The organism is Pseudomonas chlororaphis (genome assembly GCA_001023535.1).
Classification (GTDB): Bacteria; Pseudomonadota; Gammaproteobacteria; order Pseudomonadales; family Pseudomonadaceae; genus Aquipseudomonas; species Aquipseudomonas chlororaphis_E.
This window is the reverse complement of record CP011020.1, coordinates 5,250,171-5,268,207: the sequence shown is the minus strand read 5'-3', so window position 1 is coordinate 5,268,207 and position 18,037 is coordinate 5,250,171. Positions and strand designations below refer to the sequence as shown.

16 protein-coding genes are annotated in these 18,037 nt (G+C 62.6%); 5 read left to right on the top strand and 11 right to left on the bottom strand.

What is annotated here, in order from left to right; translation table 11 throughout:
• Window positions 1-27: 27 nt before the first annotated feature.
• A complete protein-coding gene (locus VM99_22965) occupies window positions 28-981 on the bottom strand; it encodes a 2-hydroxyacid dehydrogenase (GenBank protein ID AKK00791.1) in 954 nt (317 codons plus the stop codon).
• A gap of 301 nt (window positions 982-1,282) precedes the next feature.
• Here VM99_22965 and VM99_22960 point away from each other — a divergent pair, with 301 nt between their 5' ends.
• Window positions 1,283-2,563 (top strand): serine/threonine protein kinase, encoded by a 1,281-nt coding sequence (locus tag VM99_22960; protein ID AKK00790.1) that lies wholly within the window; start codon window positions 1,283-1,285, stop codon window positions 2,561-2,563.
• A 260-nt stretch (window positions 2,564-2,823) separates the two neighbouring features.
• Here VM99_22960 and VM99_22955 read toward each other — a convergent pair whose 3' ends face one another.
• Window positions 2,824-5,424 carry a bifunctional aconitate hydratase 2/2-methylisocitrate dehydratase gene (locus VM99_22955; protein ID AKK00789.1) on the bottom strand — a complete coding sequence of 867 codons (2,601 nt, stop codon included), beginning with the start codon at window positions 5,422-5,424 and terminating at the stop codon, window positions 2,824-2,826.
• A 407-nt stretch (window positions 5,425-5,831) separates the two neighbouring features.
• Here VM99_22955 and VM99_22950 point away from each other — a divergent pair, with 407 nt between their 5' ends.
• On the top strand, window positions 5,832-6,302 hold the full coding sequence (locus VM99_22950; GenBank protein AKK00788.1) for a Fe-S protein: 471 nt from the start codon (window positions 5,832-5,834) through the stop codon (window positions 6,300-6,302).
• Between the two features lie 180 nt (window positions 6,303-6,482).
• Here VM99_22950 and VM99_22945 read toward each other — a convergent pair whose 3' ends face one another.
• Complete coding sequence (locus tag VM99_22945; protein ID AKK00787.1) at window positions 6,483-7,346, bottom strand: universal stress protein UspA; 864 nt, start codon at window positions 7,344-7,346, stop codon at window positions 6,483-6,485.
• Between the two features lie 159 nt (window positions 7,347-7,505).
• Here VM99_22945 and VM99_22940 point away from each other — a divergent pair, with 159 nt between their 5' ends.
• Window positions 7,506-8,111 (top strand): tRNA hydroxylase, encoded by a 606-nt coding sequence (locus tag VM99_22940; GenBank protein AKK00786.1) that lies wholly within the window; start codon window positions 7,506-7,508, stop codon window positions 8,109-8,111.
• A 117-nt stretch (window positions 8,112-8,228) separates the two neighbouring features.
• Here VM99_22940 and VM99_22935 read toward each other — a convergent pair whose 3' ends face one another.
• The 3 genes from VM99_22935 to VM99_22925 all read right to left on the bottom strand — a co-directional run bounded on the left by VM99_22935 (window position 8,229) and on the right by VM99_22925 (window position 10,632).
• On the bottom strand, window positions 8,229-8,717 hold the full coding sequence (locus VM99_22935) for an alanine acetyltransferase (GenBank protein ID AKK00785.1): 489 nt from the start codon (window positions 8,715-8,717) through the stop codon (window positions 8,229-8,231).
• Between the two features lie 196 nt (window positions 8,718-8,913).
• A complete protein-coding gene (locus tag VM99_22930) occupies window positions 8,914-9,528 on the bottom strand; it encodes a DNA-3-methyladenine glycosylase (protein ID AKK00784.1) in 615 nt (204 codons plus the stop codon).
• Between the two features lie 21 nt (window positions 9,529-9,549).
• Entirely contained in the window at window positions 9,550-10,632 is a 1,083-nt protein-coding gene (locus VM99_22925) for an XRE family transcriptional regulator (GenBank protein AKK00783.1), read from the bottom strand.
• A gap of 149 nt (window positions 10,633-10,781) precedes the next feature.
• On the opposite strand from VM99_22925, the gene VM99_22920 reads away from it, so the two are divergent.
• Complete coding sequence (locus tag VM99_22920) at window positions 10,782-11,369, top strand: lysine transporter LysE (GenBank protein ID AKK00782.1); 588 nt, start codon at window positions 10,782-10,784, stop codon at window positions 11,367-11,369.
• A gap of 102 nt (window positions 11,370-11,471) precedes the next feature.
• On the opposite strand, the gene VM99_22915 is transcribed toward VM99_22920, so the two are convergent.
• Window positions 11,472-12,296 (bottom strand): AraC family transcriptional regulator, encoded by an 825-nt coding sequence (locus VM99_22915; GenBank protein AKK00781.1) that lies wholly within the window; start codon window positions 12,294-12,296, stop codon window positions 11,472-11,474.
• A gap of 147 nt (window positions 12,297-12,443) precedes the next feature.
• Between VM99_22915 and VM99_22910 the strand changes: the two genes are divergently transcribed.
• Entirely contained in the window at window positions 12,444-13,406 is a 963-nt protein-coding gene (locus tag VM99_22910; protein AKK01837.1) for a diguanylate cyclase, read from the top strand.
• Window positions 13,407-13,512: 106 nt separating this feature from the next.
• Here the strand turns inward: VM99_22910 and VM99_22905 are convergent, their stop codons facing one another.
• From VM99_22905 to VM99_22890, 4 genes are read right to left on the bottom strand one after another with little or no spacing between them, the layout of a single operon-like run.
• Window positions 13,513-14,307 carry an enoyl-ACP reductase gene (locus VM99_22905; protein AKK00780.1) on the bottom strand — a complete coding sequence of 265 codons (795 nt, stop codon included), beginning with the start codon at window positions 14,305-14,307 and terminating at the stop codon, window positions 13,513-13,515.
• Window positions 14,308-14,326: 19 nt separating this feature from the next.
• Window positions 14,327-15,937, bottom strand: a complete 1,611-nt coding sequence (locus VM99_22900) for a microcin ABC transporter ATP-binding protein (protein AKK00779.1) — start codon at window positions 15,935-15,937, stop codon at window positions 14,327-14,329.
• A gap of 1 nt (window position 15,938) precedes the next feature.
• Window positions 15,939-16,958: an ABC transporter permease gene (locus VM99_22895; GenBank protein ID AKK00778.1), complete on the bottom strand. Its 1,020-nt coding sequence runs from the start codon at window positions 16,956-16,958 to the stop codon at window positions 15,939-15,941.
• Window position 16,959: 1 nt separating this feature from the next.
• Window positions 16,960-18,033 (bottom strand): microcin ABC transporter permease, encoded by a 1,074-nt coding sequence (locus tag VM99_22890; GenBank protein AKK00777.1) that lies wholly within the window; start codon window positions 18,031-18,033, stop codon window positions 16,960-16,962.
• Window positions 18,034-18,037: the final 4 nt, after the last annotated feature.

The window sequence follows — 18,037 nt, the reverse complement described above, 5'->3', positions numbered from 1 at the left end:
GCGAGGGCGCGAGCGCCCCTGCCACGATCAGCTGTAGGACTCGGGCAGCGGGACCGGGGTCAACACCGGTTTGCCTGAAAAGAATGCGTCCAGGTTCTGGCCGACCAACTCGACCGTGCCACGGGTCGCTTCCGGTGACAGGCCGGCCACATGGGGAGTCAGGACCACATTGGGCAGGCTTTTCAGCGCATCCGGCACTTCGGGCTCGTGATCGAACACATCCAGGGCCGCCCCGGCAATCCGCCGGTGTTCAAGGGCGCTGATCAGTTCGGCGGTTGCAACCACGCTGGCCCGGGCGATGTTCACCAGAAAACCGTTCGGGCCCAGGGCATCGAGGGCCTGCTTGTTGATCAACTGGCGCGTATCCAGGCCGCCGGGCGTGGCGACGACCAGGAAATCCGAAGCCCGTGCCAGTTCCGTCGGCGTGGCGCAGAAGGTATAGGGCACGTCGTTGCGCATCCGGCGATTGTGGTAGCTGACGCTCATGTCGAAGCCGAGGGCGGCCCGTTTGGCAATCGCCATGCCCACGGCGCCCAGCCCGAGCACGCCCAGTCGCTTGCCGGCCAGGGACGGGCGCATGACCTTGGACCACTCGCCCCGGCGCACGCTGGCGTCGGCCCGGGGGATGTCGCGCACCAACGCCAGCAGCAGTGCCATGGCATGGTCGGCCACCGAGGAGGCGTTGACCCCGGCGCCGTTGGTCACCACGATGCCGCGGCTGCGCGCTGCCTGCAGGTCGACCTGCTCGTAGCCGGCGCCGATCACGCAGATGATCTGCAGGTTGGGCAGGGCGGCCATTTCCTCCGCCGTCAAGCCCAGGGGACCACGGGTCAGCACCGCGTTGAACCGTTCGCCATGTTCGAAAATCGCGGCCTTGCGCTCGGCCGGCGTCGGCGCCAGTTCCAGGTGATAGCCCTGGCGCTCGAGGATCGGCAGGTATTCATTGACGGTTTCAACCAGTACCAGAACGGTGACGGGCATGCTGTGCTCCTTTGGGCTTTGGCGCGATCGGGCGGGCTCAATCAGCGTGGGAGCGAGCAGGCTCGCTCCCACAGGTTGCATTTTGTCCTGAGTGTAGGAGCTGGTGTAAAGCGGCGATAGCCTGGCCAGCGCGTGCCCCGGCATTTTTGTTGTGATGAGCAACCACTCCTCAGCTAAGCCTTTGCTTCTGCTCGCTAATCCCGGACAATCGCGCCCCTGTTTCGGCCAGGGCGCTGCCTGTCGGGGTTTTCCGACTCGTCTTGGCCGGGTGCATGTGACCGGAACGCGGAGATCCGACCGGATGAATGATCAGGCCAATAGCGTCGAAGAGCGCTTTGAAACGACAGCCCCAGCCACTCTCGATCAATGGAGTCGCCAGGACACGACCTGGATGCTCGGGCTGTTTGGCACCGCCATCGGTGCGGGCACGCTGTTTTTACCGATCAATGCGGGCCTCGGCGGTTTCTGGCCGCTGCTGATCCTGGCCCTGCTGGCATTCCCCATGACGTTCTATGCCCACCGTGGGTTGACCCGCTTCGTGCTGTCCGGTCGTGATGGCGCCGACATCACCGAGGTGGTGGAAGAGCATTTCGGCATCAAGGCCGGTGCGCTGATCACGCTGCTGTACTTCTTCGCGATTTTCCCGATCCTGCTGATCTACAGCGTGGCGCTGACCAATACCGTGGGCAGCTTCCTGGAGCATCAACTGCACATTCAGCCGCCTCCCCGGGCGGTACTCTCGCTGGTGCTGATCCTCGGCCTGCTGGCGGTGGTGCGTTGCGGCGAGCAGGTGATCGTCAAGGCGATGAGCCTGATGGTCTACCCGTTCATCGTGGCGCTGCTGTTCCTGGCGGTCTTCCTGGTCCCGCACTGGAATGGTGGCATCCTGAGTACCGCGTCGACGGTGCCTGAGCCTTCCGCGCTGCTGCACACCTTGTGGCTGGCGATCCCGGTGATGGTGTTTTCGTTCAACCATTCGCCGATCATCTCGGCGTTTGCGGTGGACCAGAAGCGCCGTTACGGCGCCAATGCCCAAGCGCGTAGCGCGCAGATCCTGTCGCGTGCCCATGTGTTGATGGTGGTGATGGTGCTGTTCTTCGTGTTCAGTTGCGTGTTGACCCTGTCCCCGGCGCAACTGGCCGAGGCCAAGGCGCAGAACCTGTCGATCCTGTCGTACCTGGCCAACCACTTCAGTAATCCGACCATTGCCTTTGCGGCGCCGTTGATTGCGTTCGTGGCCATCTCCAAGTCGTTCCTCGGGCACTACATCGGTGCGAGCGAAGGCCTCAAGGGGCTGATCGTCAAGAGCGGCCGTCGTCCCGCTCCCAAGACCCTGGACCGCCTCACGGCCGCGTTCATGCTGGTGGTGTGCTGGATCGTCGCCACGCTCAACCCGAGCATCCTGGGCATGATCGAGACCCTGGGCGGCCCGGTGATCGCGGCCATCCTGTTCCTGATGCCGATGTACGCCATCCGCAAAGTCCCGGCCATGGCCCGTTATCGTGGCCAGGCGTCGAATGTCTTTGTGGTGCTGGTGGGCCTGGTGGCGATCACCGCGCTGGTCTACTCCCTCGCCGCCTGACCCGCAACCCCTACCTTGTGGGAGCGAGCTTGCTCGCGAAAGCGTTGGATCAGGCACGAAGATGTTGGCTGAGCTGACGCCTTCGCGGGCAAGCCCGCTCCCACAGTGGTTTTGTGGTGTTGATGGGAGTCAGGTTCACCTCCATCCCTGTGGGAGCGGGCTTGCCCGCGAAGGCGATGGTTCGGCTGGCACCAATCTACAGGCATAAAAAAACGCCGCCCCTCACAAGAGGGGCGGCGTTTCAGTCGAGCGTCTAAGCCTTAGGCTTGAACGACCGGGATGTTGGCGTTTGCAGCCGCTTCACGGAACTCGGCGATCTGGTCGAAGCTCAGGTAGCGGTACACGTCCGCTGCCATGCTGTCGATCTTGCCGGCGTATTCCAGGTACTCCTCGACGGTCGGCAGGCGACCCAGGATCGAAGCCACGGACGCCAGCTCGGCCGAAGCCAGGTAGACGTTCGCGCCGTCGCCCAGACGGTTCGGGAAGTTACGGGTCGACGTCGACACCACGGTGGAGTTCGGCTCCACGCGTGCCTGGTTACCCATGCACAGCGAGCAACCTGGCATTTCCATCCGTGCACCGGCCTTGCCGTAGATGCCGTAGTAGCCTTCTTCGGTCAGCTGGTGAGCGTCCATCTTGGTCGGCGGCGACAACCACAGGCGGGTTGGCAGCTGGCCCTTGACCTGATCCAGCAGCTTGCCGGCGGCGCGGAAGTGACCGATGTTGGTCATGCACGAACCGATGAACACTTCGTCGATCTTCTCGCCAGCAACGCTGGAGAGCAGACGGGCGTCGTCCGGGTCGTTCGGCGCGCAGAGCACAGGCTCGCTGATGTCGGCCAGGTCGATTTCGATGACTTCGGCGTATTCGGCGTCGGCATCGGCTTCCATCAGCTCTGGGTTGGCGATCCAGGCTTCCATCGCTTGTGCACGACGCTCCAGGGTCCGGGCATCGCCGTAGCCTTCGCCGATCATCCAGCGCAGCAGGGTGATGTTGGACTGCAGGTACTCGGTGATCGACTCTTTCGACAGCTTGATGGTGCAACCGGCGGCGGAACGTTCGGCCGAGGCGTCGGACAGCTCGAAAGCCTGTTCCAGGGTCAGGTTTTCCAGGCCTTCGATTTCCAGGATGCGGCCGGAGAAGGCGTTTTTCTTGCCTTTCTTCTCGACTGTCAGCAGGCCTTTCTGGATGGCGAAGTAAGGAATGGCATGAACCAGGTCACGCAGGGTGATGCCAGGCTTCATCTTGCCTTTGAAGCGCACCAGGATCGATTCCGGCATGTCCAGCGGCATGACGCCGGTGGCTGCGGCAAACGCCACCAGGCCAGAACCGGCCGGGAACGAGATGCCCATCGGGAAGCGGGTGTGCGAGTCACCACCGGTGCCCACGGTGTCTGGCAGCAGCATGCGGTTCAGCCACGAGTGGATGATGCCGTCGCCCGGACGCAGGGAAACGCCGCCGCGGGTCATGATGAAGTCAGGCAGGGTATGGTGGGTGGTCACGTCGATCGGCTTCGGATACGCCGCGGTGTGGCAGAAGGACTGCATCACCAGGTCAGCGGAGAAGCCCAGGCAGGCCAGGTCTTTCAGCTCGTCACGGGTCATCGGACCGGTGGTGTCCTGGGAGCCCACGGTGGTCATCTTCGGTTCGCAGTAGGTGCCAGGACGCACACCGGCTACGCCGCAAGCCTTGCCGACCATCTTCTGCGCCAGGGTGAAGCCCTTGGTGCTTTCGGCAGGTGCTTCAGGCTTCTTGAACAGGTCGAACGGTGGCAGGCCCAGCTCGGCGCGCGCCTTCTCGGTCAGGCCACGGCCGATGATCAGCGGGATACGGCCGCCGGCACGCACTTCGTCGAGCAGGACCGGGGTCTTCATTTCGAACGTGGTGATGACTTCGTCGGTACCGTGCTTGCAGACCTTGCCGGCATGCGGGTACAGGTCGATCACGTCGCCCATGTTCATGTTCGACACGTCGAATTCGATCGGCAGGGCGCCGGCGTCTTCCATGGTGTTGTAGAAGATCGGGGCGATCTTGCTGCCGAAGCAGAAACCACCGGCACGCTTGTTCGGTACGTACGGGATGTCGTCGCCGAAGAACCACAGCACCGAGTTGGTGGCGGATTTACGCGAGGAACCGGTGCCGACCACGTCGCCGACGTAGGCGATCGGGAAGCCCTGGCCGCGCATTTCTTCGATCTGCTTCATCGGGCCGGTCTTGCCTTGCTCGTCCGGAACGATGCCGTCACGGGCCATTTTCAGCATGGCCAGGGCGTGCAGCGGGATATCAGGGCGCGACCAGGCGTCCGGGGCAGGGGACAGGTCGTCGGTGTTGGTTTCGCCAGGAACCTTGAACACGCGCAGGCTGATCTTGTCGGCCAGCACCGGGCGCTTCTTGAACCACTCGCCTTCGGCCCAGGATTGCAGCACGGCCTTGGCGTGAACGTTGCCGTTCTTGGCTTTTTCAGCCACGTCGTGGAAGGCGTCGAACATCAGCAGGGTGTGCTTGAGTTCTTCGGCGGCCACTGGCGCCAGTTCGGCGTCGTCCAGCAGCTCGACCAGGGTCACGATGTTGTAGCCGCCCTGCATGGTGCCGAGCAGCTCGACGGCACGCTTCTTGTCCAGCAGGGGGGATTGGGCCTGGCCCTTGGCCAGTGCGGAGAGGAAACCGGCCTTGACGTAGGCGGCTTCGTCGACTCCAGGCGGAACGCGATTGGTGATCAGGTCAACGAGGAAAGCTTCTTCGCCCGCCGGAGGATTTTTCAGCAGCTCGATCAGGCCTGCGGTTTGTTCGGCGTTAAGCGGCTGGGGAACGATACCCAGTGCGGCGCGCTCTTCGATATGTTTGCGGTAGGCTTCAAGCACAGTTATTACCCTCATCAGTGGTCCCAAATGGGTGTCCGGGACGCTCATCCAGAAACCCGCGGTACTCATGCGCGTCGGGGGCTTTTTGGGCCACCACGCCAGAGTTTCCGGGGTTCCTCACAGAAGCTGCTTTCAAAGTTTTACGCCTGCAGAACGGGGAGCTGATGAGGGTTGGCGTTGGGCTTTCCCCGCTGGAAAGACCCTCCGCCAACACCGCTCTGAAGGAACGACTGTGCTCGTGACGCTTTGAAAACAGCTTCTAACGGACATTGGCGCCTTAAAAGGCTGGCTGATTCTACGGCAAAAAAAAATTAAAGGTAAGTTCGAGCGGGAAGTTTGAGGGGTGATCAATCTTAGACAAAGGGCTAACATGCCGGCCTGTCCTGCTTTTGCGTGTGTTTTTCCTTATGCCCAACCAGCTCATCAAGACCCCTTGTGTCGGCCTTTGCTCCACTGTCTACGGTGACCTGGTGTGCCGGGGCTGCAAGCGGTTCCACCATGAAGTGATCCACTGGAACGGCTACAACGAGGACGAGAAGCGCGCGGTGTGGATGCGCCTGGAGCAGTTGCTGGTGCAGGTGATGGTGGCCAAGCTGGAGGTGTTCGACCCCGGCCTGCTGCGCCGGCAGCTCGAAGATCGAAAGATCCGCTTCGTGCCGCACCAGTCGGAGTATTGCTGGGCCTATCAGTTGATCGCCCGCGGCGCGCGGGTCATCAATAATCTGGAAGCCTACGGCATGGTATTGCTGCCGGAGTTCCGCGATTGGGAGCTGCCGGACCTGCGGGACGCCATCGATCGAGAGTTTTTCCTTTTGTCCGAAGCCCATTACCAGCGCTACATTGCGCCAGGGTTTCTCAAGGATGCGTTTGGCGGTTGAGACAGTGATGTGCCGCCTGGGAACTGCAGAAACACCTGTGGCGAGGGGATTTATCCCCGTTGGGCTGCGAAGCAGCCCTAGTGTGGTCGATACGATCGACCTGACATGCTCGGTTGCCTGATTTGGGGCCGCTTCGCGGCCCAGCGGGGATAAATCCCCTCGCCACAAGATCGGTTCGCTTCAATCCTTGACCGCCAGCTCTACCAGATGGTCCTCCACCTCCTGCGGCTTGAGCACCAGCACGTCGCTTTCCAGCGTATCGAGCACCGCTTCGGCGGTGTTGCCAATCAGGGCCCCGGACAGCCCGGAGCGGGCCACGGTGCCGATCACCGTCACCGCCGCCTGCAGCTTGTAGGCCATGAACGGGATCAATACGTCCGCCGGGCCTTCGGCGACGTGCAGGTGCTGGTCGTCGATGTCGAATTCTGCCTGGAACGCCCGGCATTGTTCGCGATAACGGGCCTCGATGGTTTCCTTGAGCTGGAAGGTCGGGTCGGCCGCCGAGAGCATTGGCGAGGGGTGGGCACTGATGACGTGCAGGTGCCCCTTGGCCAGGCCGGCGATGTCGTAGCCGTGGTCGATGATGGTGGTGTGCAGGTGGCGGTGCTCGCCGTCGGCATTGCCCACGTCAACGGCGGCCAGGATCACCTTGTCCTTCCATGAACCGGCGGTTTTCACCAGCAGCACCGGGGTCGGGCAATGGCGCAACAGTTTCCAGTCGGCGGGGGTGAGCAGGGCTTTCTTCAGCGGGCTGTCGGGGAAGTGCTGCTTGATCACCAGGCCGCAACCTTCGGCCTGTTGCACGTCGATGATGGTTTCATGAAGGCTTTCGTTCCAGGCCTGTTCGGTCGTCACGCTGTAGCCGTCCGCCGCCAACCCGGCTTTGAGCACACTCAGCAGGCCGGCATGGTCATGCCGCTTGTCGCAGACCAACAGATGCAGGTGGGCCTGGGTCACGCCGGCGATCAACTTGGCGCGCTTGAGCGCCAGGCTTTCCGCATGTTCGGGTTCGATGACCACCAGGATGCTGCGAATGGCTTGCATGATCGGCGTCTCCTGCAATGAAAAGGCATGGCGTTGCTCAACTATAGTTGCTGTGGGTCAACCGTCGACTTGATGCATATCAACAGTCGTGGCTGGTGGTCTTGAGGCGGGCCGGTATAATCGGCGCCCTTCGCTCGATTACCTTTGTCCGTGAGCCCCATGATCCTTCCCGAAATCCACGAGTTCCTTGGCTGCCGTACACCCGACGGTTGGGTCCAGGCGGCATTGGCCGACCAGGAAACCTTGCTGATCGACCACAAGAACTGCGAGTTCAAGGCCGCCAGTACCGCCCTGAGCCTGATCGCCAAGTACCATTCCCACGTCGACCTGATCAACCTGATGTCGCGCCTGGCCCGGGAAGAGCTGGTGCATCACGAGCAGGTCATGCGCCTGATGAAAAAACGCAAGATCGGTTTGCGCCAACTCTCGGCCGGGCGCTACGCCTCGGGGCTGCGCAAGGTGGTGCGCAGCCATGAACCGGTCAAGCTGGTGGACACCCTGGTGGTGGGCGCTTTCATCGAAGCGCGCAGTTGCGAGCGTTTCGAGGCGTTGGTGCCGCATCTGGACGAAGAGCTGGGCAAGTTCTATTTCGGCCTGTTGAAAAGCGAGGCCCGGCATTTCCAGGGGTATCTGAAACTGGCCTACCAGTACGGGGACGCGAAGGACATTGCCCAGGTGATCGACAAGGTCCGCGAGGCCGAGCGGGAGCTGATCGAATCGCCGGATGTGGAGTTTCGTTTCCACAGTGGTGTGCCTGCGGCATAGGGCTGTTTGCCTTGACGCCATCGCGAGCAAGCTCGCTCCCACAGGGATTTGTGAACTTCCCAAGTCCAATGTGGGAGCGAGCTTGCTCGCGAAGGGGCCTTATGCAGCACTGCATTTCTAAGTGACCAGCCCCAGGCGCTCATGCCACCGAGCAATGGACTCCTCGGGATAAACCTCGAACAGCTGGTCATCCGGATGCGCCTCGACTTCCACCCACGGCGCCCTGGAACCCAGCATCAGGTGGGTGTGCTCCGGCGGTACCGGCAGCGGTGTGTCGATGGCCGAGGCAAAGGGATGAATCAGCTCCGGCCATTCGGGGCTGAACAGCCATAGCCCCGAACCGCACAAGGAACAGAAATGTCGTTCGGCACTGCTGCGGTGGGCGCGTTCATCGCCTTCGTCCTTGAGCCGCGCGTGGTAGACCGAGATGTGCTTGCGCCCGCGCACTTTCAAGGTCCGCGCATCGCCACCCAGGTTGATCGCAAAACCACCACCGCCCTGGGTCTTGCGGCAGATTGAGCAGTAACAGCGCTGATAAGGGTAGGGGTGAGCACTGTCGAGGGTGAACGACACCGCGCCGCAGTGGCAGGATCCTTCTAGCTGCATGGGGAGCCTCCAGTGGGATTGGAAATGACTCAGTACAGCCTAGACAATCTGTGTCATGGCAAGTTGAGTTGAGGCTGGCCATGAGACCGCCTTCGCGAGCAAGCCCGCTCCCACAGGGGATCTGTGTCGGGTCTTCTGCCCGCTCTCGGTCAGTGTGGGAGCGGGCTTGCTCGCGAAGACGTCGGTGCAGCCAACATTATTTCGGCATTCGCCACAGGTACCACGCCGCCACCGTCCGATAAGGGCTCCAGGCCTGGCCGATGTCCAGCATCTGCCGGCGACTGGGTTGTTGTTCCAGTCTTTTCAGCCGTCGGTAGCCCTCTCGAACCCCAAAGTCATCGACCGGTAGGATATCGGGGCGCTCCAGGCTGTAAATCAACAGCATCTCCACGGTCCAGCGCCCCACGCCGCGCAGGGTGATCAGGCGTTCGACCAGCGCTTCGTTGTCCATGGCCAGCGCGGTGGGGTAATCCGGCACGATTCCGTCCAGCGTCGCCTGGGCGATGCCGTGAATGGTGGCGATCTTGCTGGCGGAAAAGCCGCAGCCGCGCATCTGCGCGACGTCGGTGGCCAGCAATTGCTCGGGTGTTGGGAAGGCCTGGCCCGGGAACAACGCCAGCAAGCGGCCGTGAATCGCATCGCCGGCCTTGGCATGCAGTTGCTGATAGGCAATCGCCCGCACCAGCGCTTCGTAGGGATCGCGGGTTGGCCTGGGCTGCAACAGGCAGGGGCCGGTCGCTTCGACGTGTCGTTGCCAGTCTTCGTCGAGCTGGGCCAGGAAGACGCTGGCGTCATGGTAGGGAACGGGCATCGGCAGCTCTTGTGAAGTCGATCAAAACGCCAGGGGCAATGAAACCTGCGTTGCGGCGTGTTCCAGCCGCAATAGAAAGGCTTTGCGCGGCTGTCCACCACCATAGCCGGTCAACGCGCCGTCCGCACCGATCACCCGATGGCAAGGGACGACGATGGCCAGGCGGTTCTGCCCGTTGGCCAGGCCCACGGCCCGGCTGGCACCGGGGCTGCCCAACACCGCGGCGATGCTGCCATAGCTGCGGGTTTCGCCATAAGGGATCTTGAGCAGTTCGGCCCATACCCGGGCGGCGAAGGCGCTGCCGGGCATGTGCAACGGGACGGTGAACGCCGTGAGCTTGCCGGCGAAGTAGTCCGCCAGTTCGCCTTCGATCTGCTGCAAGTGGGCGTTGTGCCCCGGTGCGAGCGTGTAGCCGTAGCGCTGCTGCAGCTCTTCCAGTTCCTTGGTCAGGGCAGGGCGGTCGAGGAACTCCAGCAGCACCAGGCCGCGCCGTTCGGCCATGGCCAGCATCGGTCCCAACGGCGTGGTCAGGCGCGTGAACAGCAAGGGTTCGCTGAGGGCGGCGCGTCCTGGGGTGATGTGGAAGGATTTCACGAAGGCATCGCGAAAGCCGCTCAAGGATTCGTAGCCGGAATCGAACGCCGCGTGGTCGATGGACGCCCCGGCCTTGATCCCGCCCAGGGCGATCCCCAGGCGGCGGGTACGCAGGTAGGCGTGGAAGGTCATGCCGAAATGCTGCTTGAACCAGCGCCGCAGTTTCAGCGGCTCGATGCCTTGCTCCAGCAGCAGGGCGTCGGTCCAGCGCAGGTCTGGTTCGGCGTCCACGGCCTTGAGCAGGGCCTGGATCCAGTCCGGCGCGATGGCCGCGGCGTCCAGCGGCTTGCAGCGCAGGCAGGCGCGGTAGCCAGCGGACAGGGCTTCGTCGGCGTGGGCGAAGAACTCCACGTTTTCCGGCTTCGGCTTGCGCGCCGTGCAACTGGGGCGACAGAAAATGCCAGTGGTCTTGACCGCCGTGAAGAACACCCCCTCGTAGGCGGTGTCTCGTTCGAGCATGGCGCGGACCATTTCGGCGTGGGGCGGGAGCAGCGAGTCATGTAGGTTCATGGGGTTGAGCATAGAACCGTGCCCGCTACGACTCCACCGCAAAATCGACAGTGAATTCTTTGTGCCGGATCAAGGCAGTTTTCTTCAATACACCCCGCCATGGGCCTTTTACCCTGATCGCCACCTCACAGACATGAAGAAGGTATGCGATGACTCTGATTCTATCCATGGCGGCGTTTGCCCTGGTGGCCTCCATCACGCCGGGACCGGTGAATATCGTGGCCCTCAGCTCCGGCGCCCGATATGGCTTTCGAGCCACCTTGCGCCATGTGGGCGGCGCGACCCTGGGGTTTGTCCTGCTGCTGGTGTTGATGGGGCTGGGGTTGCATGAAGTGCTGCAACGCTGGCCGGCACTGACCCGGGTGGTGCAACTGGGTGGCGTCGGGTTTCTATTGTTCATGGCCTGGAAACTGGCGATGGACGACGGGCAGCTGGCTGGGGCGGATGAGGGTCGGGCGCCTTCAATGTTCTACGGCGCGCTGATGCAATGGCTCAACCCCAAGGCCTGGCTGGCCTGCGTCGCGGGGATGGGAGCGTTCGTGGCTGACGGCGAGGCGCGGCTGGTGTGGCAGTTCGCGGCGATCTACCTGGTGATCTGCTACGTCTCGGTGGGCTGCTGGGCCTATGCCGGGAGCTTTCTGCGCACCTGGCTGGGCAATCCGGCGACCCTGCGCCTGTTCAACCGGGCGATGGCGGTGTTATTGGTGGCCAGTGCGGTGTATTTATTGTTGCCTTGAGCACAAGTGTTTTCGAGGCGGGATGCTGTTGTGGCGAGGGAGCAAGCTCCCTCGTCACAGAGGTCCACCTGTTTTTGGTCCAAACAAGGTGGTGGGGCAGCATCAACCGCGATACTGGCCCGGCGTGGCTGCCAGGTGCTGCTTGAAGGCCCGTTGGAAATGCGCCTGGTCGGCAAACCCGCTGTCCAGCGCCACATCGGCGATCAGCCGGCCTTCGCGCAACTGGCGGCGGGCGAACTGGATCCGCCGATTGACCAGGAACGCGTGAGGCGTCATCCCGTAATGGCGCTTGAACGCCCGGCTCAGGTAGGACGGCGAGAGCTGAGCGGCGGCGCAGATGTCTTCCAGCTTCAGGGCTTCGGTGCAGTGGTCATGAATGAATTGCGCCGCCCGCATCAAGCCCGGATGGCTGCCCCGGTCCGGGCGACCGGCCGGGTTGAGGCGCTGTTGCAGGTCCGTGAAGAACGCTTCGGCGGCGGCGTGCTTGTGATGGGCGGCGAGCCGTTCATCCACCAGTTGCCCATACAGGCGCTGCAACGCCTCAAACAACTCGACGTCGCGACTGTGGGTGGTGGCGAAGCCTTGGAACTCCAGGCCCTGGTCAAAGCCGATACGCCGTTGCAGGTCCCGCAGCCAGTGGCTGTCCACGTACAACATGAGGTATGACCAAGGCTGGTCGTCGATCGGGTTGCAGGCATGAACGGCGCCGGGGTTCATCAACACCACCGTGCCGCTTGCCACCTGCAAGTGCGAGTGCTCGTGAATGTAAGTGCTGCGTCCGGCAGTGATCGCGCCGATGGAGAAATGGTCGTGGGCGTGGCGCGAATAGCAGACCTTGCGCCCGTCGGCGATGGCTCGGGCCTCGATGAAGGGCAGGGCCGCGTCGCGCCAGAAGCGGGGGGCGGCGTCAGGGGTGGCGTGCTTCATCGGTCGATGTGCTCCGGTTGAACCTGAGTCGCAGTGTATAAGCGCTGGCAGGCAAATGCCCACTCGATTCGACCTCGCACGGCATCAACGGTGGAAGCACCGTGGGTCTGGTCTAGACTTCGAGGAGTTCCGTCAATGGAGTTCCCGATGCTTGAGCCAGGCAAACCTGACAACGAAGCTGTTCGTGTGAAGAATCTACAGTCGCTCAAACTGCTTGATACAGCGCCCGAGGAGCGCTTCGATCGCCTGACCCGGCTTGCTCGGCGGCTGTTCGATGTGCCCATTGCGCTGGTGTCGCTGGTGGATGCCAACCGGCAGTGGTTCAAGTCCAACGCCGGCCTGGACGCCACGGAAACGCCGCGGTCGGTGTCGTTCTGTGGCCATGCGATCCTGCAGGACCACATCATGGAAATCAGCGACGCGGAGCTGGACGAGCGGTTTCGCGACAATCCCTTGGTCACGGGCCTGCCGGGTATCCGTTTCTACGCTGGGCACCCGCTGGGGCTGGAAGATGGCAGCAAACTGGGGACGTTGTGCCTGATCGACACCCGCCCGCGCACACTCAACGAAGAAGAGCGTGAACTGCTGCGTGACCTGGCGAGCATGGCCGAGCAGGAAATGATCGCCGTGCAGATGGCGAGCATGGATGAACTGACGCTGCTGTCCAATCGGCGCGGGTTCATGACCCTGGCCCAACATGCCTTGGGCGTGTGTGAGCGCTTGTCCCGACCGGCGACGCTGCTGTTTTTCGACCTCAATGACTTCAAACCCATCAATGATCGATTCGGCCACGCCGAGGGCGACGCCGCGTTGAAGACCTTCGCCGACGTGTTGCGCATTGCGTTTCGCGAAAGTGATGTGGTCGGCCGCCTGGGCGGCGATGAGTTCGTGGCCTTGCTCACCGGCTCGTCCCATGTCGAGACTACCGCGATCATGGCGCGCCTCAGGGAAATCCTCGATGAACGCAATGCGATGTTGCGGCGGGGCTATGACATTCGCTTCAGCGTTGGCCAGATCGAATACGACCCGCAGCGCCACCACAGCATCGAGGGCCTGATGGCTGATGCGGACGCTGCCATGTATACCCAGAAGCAGGCGAATCGGCGCTAGGCTCTGTCTGAAAAGCTTTGATACTCGTTCATGCTGCATTGGGGCTGCAATGAAAAACGCCGCGGGGCCTTTGCAGGCGCCGCGGCGTTTTCATGGGCGGTGAAGATTACTCTTCGATGTTGCCCATGGCGGTGGTGTTGAAGCCGCCGTCCACGTACATGATTTCACCGCTGATGCCCGACGCCAGGTCGGAGCACAGGAAGGCGCCGGCGTTGCCGACTTCTTCGATGGTGACGTTGCGACGCAGCGGGGTTTGCGCTTCGTTGGCGGCCAGCATCTTGCGGAAGTTCTTGATGCCGGAGGCAGCGAGGGTGCGGATCGGACCGGCCGAGACGCAGTTGACGCGGGTGCCGTCCGGGCCCAGGGAACCGGCCAGGTAACGCACGCCGGCTTCCAGGGAGGCCTTGGCCATGCCCATGACGTTGTAGTTCGGCATGGTGCGCTCGGCGCCCAGGTACGACAGGGTCAGCAGGCTGCCGTTGCGGCCTTTCATCATTTCGCGACCGGCCTTGGCCAGGGCCACGAAGCTGTAGGCGCTGATGTCGTGGGCAATGCGGAAGCCTTCGCGGGTGGTGGCTTCGGTGAAGTCGCCGTCCAGTTGGTCGCCCGGTGCGAAGCCGACGGAGTGCACGATGCAGTCCAGGCCGTCCCATTTCTGGCTCAGTTGCTCGAAGACCTTGGCGATTTCTTCATCGCTGGCCACGTCGCACGGGAAGCACAGCTCAGGGCTCGAACCCCAGCCTTGCGCGAACTCTTCGACACGACCCTTGAGTTTGTCGTTCTGATAAGTGAAGGCAAGCTCAGCGCCCTCGCGATGCATGGCGGCGGCGATGCCGGATGCGATGGACAGCTTGCTGGCGACACCGACGATCAGTACGCGCTTACCGGCGAGAAAACCCATGTGTTGCTCCTCTTTCAGGTTATTCGGCAGTTGTTGGGGCCAGGAAGGCGGCCTCCAGCAACTGCTGTGTATAGGGGTGTTGCGGCGCAGCGAATAGGCTGCGGGCATCACCGTGTTCGACCACTTGGCCATGCTTGACCACCATCAGTTGGTGGCTCAGCGCTTTGACGACAGCCAGATCATGGCTGATAAACAGGTACGTCAGGTTGTACTTGGTTTGCAACGACCGCAACAGCTCCACCACCTGGCGTTGCACGGTACGGTCCAGGGCCGACGTGGGTTCATCCAGCAGGATCAACGCCGGCTTGAGCACCAGGGCCCGGGCAATGGCGATACGCTGCCGCTGCCCTCCGGAAAATTCATGGGGGTAGCGGTGCCGGGTGTCCGGATCCAGGCCTACCTCCTTCAATGCCGCGATTATCGCTTGTTCCTGCTCGGCTTCGGTGCCGATCCGGTGGATCCGCAGGCCTTCACCGACAATCTGGCTGACACACATCCGCGGGCTCAGGCTGCCGAACGGGTCCTGAAACACCACTTGCATCTCCCGGCGCAGCGGTCTTACCTGCTGCTGCGACAGGCTGTCGAGCTGTTTGCCTTCGAACCGGATCCCGCCCTGGCTGGCGATCAACCGCAAGATCGCCAACCCCAGGGTGGACTTGCCCGAACCGCTCTCGCCGACGATGCCCAGGGTCTGCCCCTGGGGCAGGCTGAAGCGGATACCGTCCACGGCCTTGATGTAGTCTACCGTGCGCTTGAACAGGCCTTTCTTGACCGGGAACCAGACTTTCAGGTCCTCGACCTCCAACAGCGGCGGTCCGACAACGTTGTTCGCCGGGGTGCCGCTGGGTTCGGCACCCAGCAGTTCCCGAGTGTACGGATGCTGCGGCGCGCGGAACAATTCTTCGCACGATGCCTGTTCGACGATGCAACCGCGCTGCATGACACATACGCGATGCGCAATTCTTCGCACCAGGTTCAAATCGTGGCTGATCAGCAGCAACGACATGCCCAATCGTGCCTGCAGATCCTTGAGCAGATCGAGGATTTTCAGCTGGACGGTGACGTCCAGGGCCGTGGTCGGTTCGTCGGCGATCAGCAGTTCCGGCTCGTTGGCCAGGGCCATGGCGATCATCACCCGTTGGCGCTGGCCGCCGGACAATTCATGGGGCAGGGCCTTGAGTCGCTTGTGCGGCTCGGGGATGCCGACCAGCTCCAGCAGCTCCAGGGTGCGCCGGGTCGCGACCTTGCCGCTCAGGCCCTTGTGAATGCCGAGCACTTCATTGATCTGTTTTTCAATGCAGTGCAGCGGGTTCAGCGAGGTCATCGGTTCCTGGAAGATCATCGCGATGCGATTACCGCGCAGGTGGCGGAGGGTCTTTTCCTTCAGGCCCAGCAGGTCCTGCCCGGCGTAGCGGATCGTCCCGGCGGGGTGGTGAGCCAGCGGGTAGGGCAGCAACCGCAGGATCGAGTGGGCCGTCACCGACTTGCCCGAGCCGCTTTCACCCACCAGCGCCAGGGTTTCACCGCGGTGGATGTCGAAGCTGACGCCTTCGACCACGCGCTGGCGGCGTTCGCCGACAATGAACTCCACCGCCAGGTCGCGGACTTCGATCAGGTTGTCAGTGTTCATGTCATTTCCTCGGATCGAAGGCATCGCGCGCGGATTCGCCGATGAACACCAGCAAGCTCAACATCAGGGCCAGCACGGCGAACGCGCTGATCCCAAGCCAGGGGGCCTGGAGGTTGGATTTACCCTGGGCCACCAGTTCGCCCAGGGACGGCGAGCCAGCGGGCAAGCCGAAACCGAGGAAATCCAGGGCGGTGAGGGTGCCAATGGCGCCGGTGAGGATGAACGGCATGAACGTCATGGTCGAAACCATGGCATTGGGCAGGATGTGGCGGAACATGATCGCGCCGTTCTGCATGCCCAATGCCCGTGCGGCACGCACGTATTCCAGGTTGCGCCCGCGCAGGAACTCGGCGCGCACCACGTCCACCAGGCTCATCCAGGAAAACAGCAGCATGATCCCCAGCAGCCACCAGAAATTCGGCTGCACGAAGCTGGCCAGGATGATCAACAGGTACAGCACCGGCAGCCCGGACCAGATTTCCAGGAAGCGCTGGCCAGCCAGGTCGACCCAGCCGCCGTAGAAGCCCTGCAGGGCGCCGGCGATCACGCCGATGATCGAACTGAGCACGGTCAGGGTCAGGGCGAACAACACCGAGATACGAAAGCCGTAGATGACCCGGGCCAGCACGTCGCGGCCCTGATCGTCGGTGCCCAGCCAGTTCATGGCCGAGGGCGGTGCCGGTGCCGGGACCTTCAGGTCGTAGTTGATGCTCTGGTAGCTGAACGGAATCGGTGCCCACAGCACCCAGGCGTTCTTGGCGGCCAGCAGTTCGCGGATATACGGGCTCTTGTAGTTGGCTTCCAGCGGAAACTCGCCGCCGAAGGTGGTTTCCGGGTAGCGCTTGAGGGCCGGGAAGTACCAGCCGTCGTCGTAATGCACCACCAGCGGCTTGTCGTTGGCGATCAGCTCGGCGCCCAGGCTAAGTATGAACAGCGCCAGGAACAGCCACAGCGACCACCAGCCACGCTTGTTGGCCTTGAACAGTTCGAAACGGCGGCGATTGAGCGGGGAAAGGTTCATCTCAATGCTCCCGACTTTCGAAGTCGATGCGCGGATCGACAAAAGAATAGGTCAGGTCGCCGATCAGTTTCACCACCAGCCCCAGCAGGGTAAAGATGAACAGGGTGCCGAAGACCACCGGGTAGTCGCGGTTGATGGCCGCCTCGAAGCTCATCAGGCCGAGGCCGTCGAGGGAGAAGATCACTTCCACCAGCAAGGATCCGGTGAAGAAGATCCCGATGAAGGCCGAAGGAAAGCCGGCGATCACCAGCAGCATGGCATTGCGGAACACGTGGCCGTAGAGCACCCGGCGGCGGGTCAGGCCCTTGGCCTTGGCGGTGACGACGTATTGCTTGTTGATTTCGTCGAGGAAGCTGTTCTTGGTCAGCAGGGTCATGGTGGCGAAGTTGCCGATCACCAGGGCGGTCACCGGCAGGGCAAGGTGCCAGAAGTAGTCGAGGATCTTGCCGCCCAGGGTCAGTGTCTCGAAATTGTTCGAGGTCAACCCGCGCAACGGGAACCAGTCGAAGTAACTGCCGCCGGCAAACACCACGATCAGCAGGATGGCGAACAGGAACGAGGGGATCGCGTAGCCGACGATGATCGCCGAGCTGGTCCAGACGTCGAAATGGCTACCGTGCCGCGTGGCCTTGGCGATCCCCAGCGGGATCGACACCAGGTACATGATCAGCGTGCTCCACAGCCCGAGGGAAATGGACACCGGCATCTTTTCCTTGATCAGGTCGATGACCTTGGCATCGCGGAAGAAACTGTCGCCGAAGTCCAGCTGGGCGTAGTTCTTGATCATGATCCACAGGCGCTCGGGAGCCGACTTGTCGAATCCGTACATCCGCTCGATTTCCTTGACCAGGCTGGGGTCCAGGCCCTGGGCGCCGCGATAGCTGGACCCGGCCACCGACACCTCGGCGCCGCCGCCGGCGATGCGACTGGTGGCGCCTTCGAACCCTTCGAGCTTGGCGATCATCTGCTCGACCGGCCCGCCAGGCGCGGCCTGGATGATGACGAAGTTGATCAAGAGGATGCCGAACAGCGTCGGGATGATCAGCAGCAGCCGCCTGAATGTATAAGCCAGCATCGGG

Excerpts from the sequence above, each read along its gene's own strand:
- VM99_22965 (AKK00791.1), bottom strand. The coding sequence starts at position 981 with ATGCCCGTCACCGTTCTGGTACTGGTTGAAACCGTCAATGAATACCTG.
- VM99_22960 (AKK00790.1), top strand. The coding sequence starts at position 1,283 with ATGAATGATCAGGCCAATAGCGTCGAAGAGCGCTTTGAAACGACAGCC.
- VM99_22950 (AKK00788.1), top strand. The coding sequence starts at position 5,832 with ATGCCCAACCAGCTCATCAAGACCCCTTGTGTCGGCCTTTGCTCCACT.
- VM99_22945 (AKK00787.1), bottom strand. The coding sequence starts at position 7,346 with ATGCAAGCCATTCGCAGCATCCTGGTGGTCATCGAACCCGAACATGCG.
- VM99_22940 (AKK00786.1), top strand. The coding sequence starts at position 7,506 with ATGATCCTTCCCGAAATCCACGAGTTCCTTGGCTGCCGTACACCCGAC.
- VM99_22935 (AKK00785.1), bottom strand. The coding sequence starts at position 8,717 with ATGCAGCTAGAAGGATCCTGCCACTGCGGCGCGGTGTCGTTCACCCTC.
- VM99_22930 (AKK00784.1), bottom strand. The coding sequence starts at position 9,528 with ATGCCCGTTCCCTACCATGACGCCAGCGTCTTCCTGGCCCAGCTCGAC.
- VM99_22925 (AKK00783.1), bottom strand. The coding sequence starts at position 10,632 with ATGAACCTACATGACTCGCTGCTCCCGCCCCACGCCGAAATGGTCCGC.
- VM99_22920 (AKK00782.1), top strand. The coding sequence starts at position 10,782 with ATGACTCTGATTCTATCCATGGCGGCGTTTGCCCTGGTGGCCTCCATC.
- VM99_22915 (AKK00781.1), bottom strand. The coding sequence starts at position 12,296 with ATGAAGCACGCCACCCCTGACGCCGCCCCCCGCTTCTGGCGCGACGCG.
- VM99_22910 (AKK01837.1), top strand. The coding sequence starts at position 12,444 with ATGCTTGAGCCAGGCAAACCTGACAACGAAGCTGTTCGTGTGAAGAAT.
- VM99_22905 (AKK00780.1), bottom strand. The coding sequence starts at position 14,307 with ATGGGTTTTCTCGCCGGTAAGCGCGTACTGATCGTCGGTGTCGCCAGC.
- VM99_22900 (AKK00779.1), bottom strand. The coding sequence starts at position 15,937 with ATGAACACTGACAACCTGATCGAAGTCCGCGACCTGGCGGTGGAGTTC.
- VM99_22895 (AKK00778.1), bottom strand. The coding sequence starts at position 16,958 with ATGAACCTTTCCCCGCTCAATCGCCGCCGTTTCGAACTGTTCAAGGCC.
- VM99_22890 (AKK00777.1), bottom strand. The coding sequence starts at position 18,033 with ATGCTGGCTTATACATTCAGGCGGCTGCTGCTGATCATCCCGACGCTG.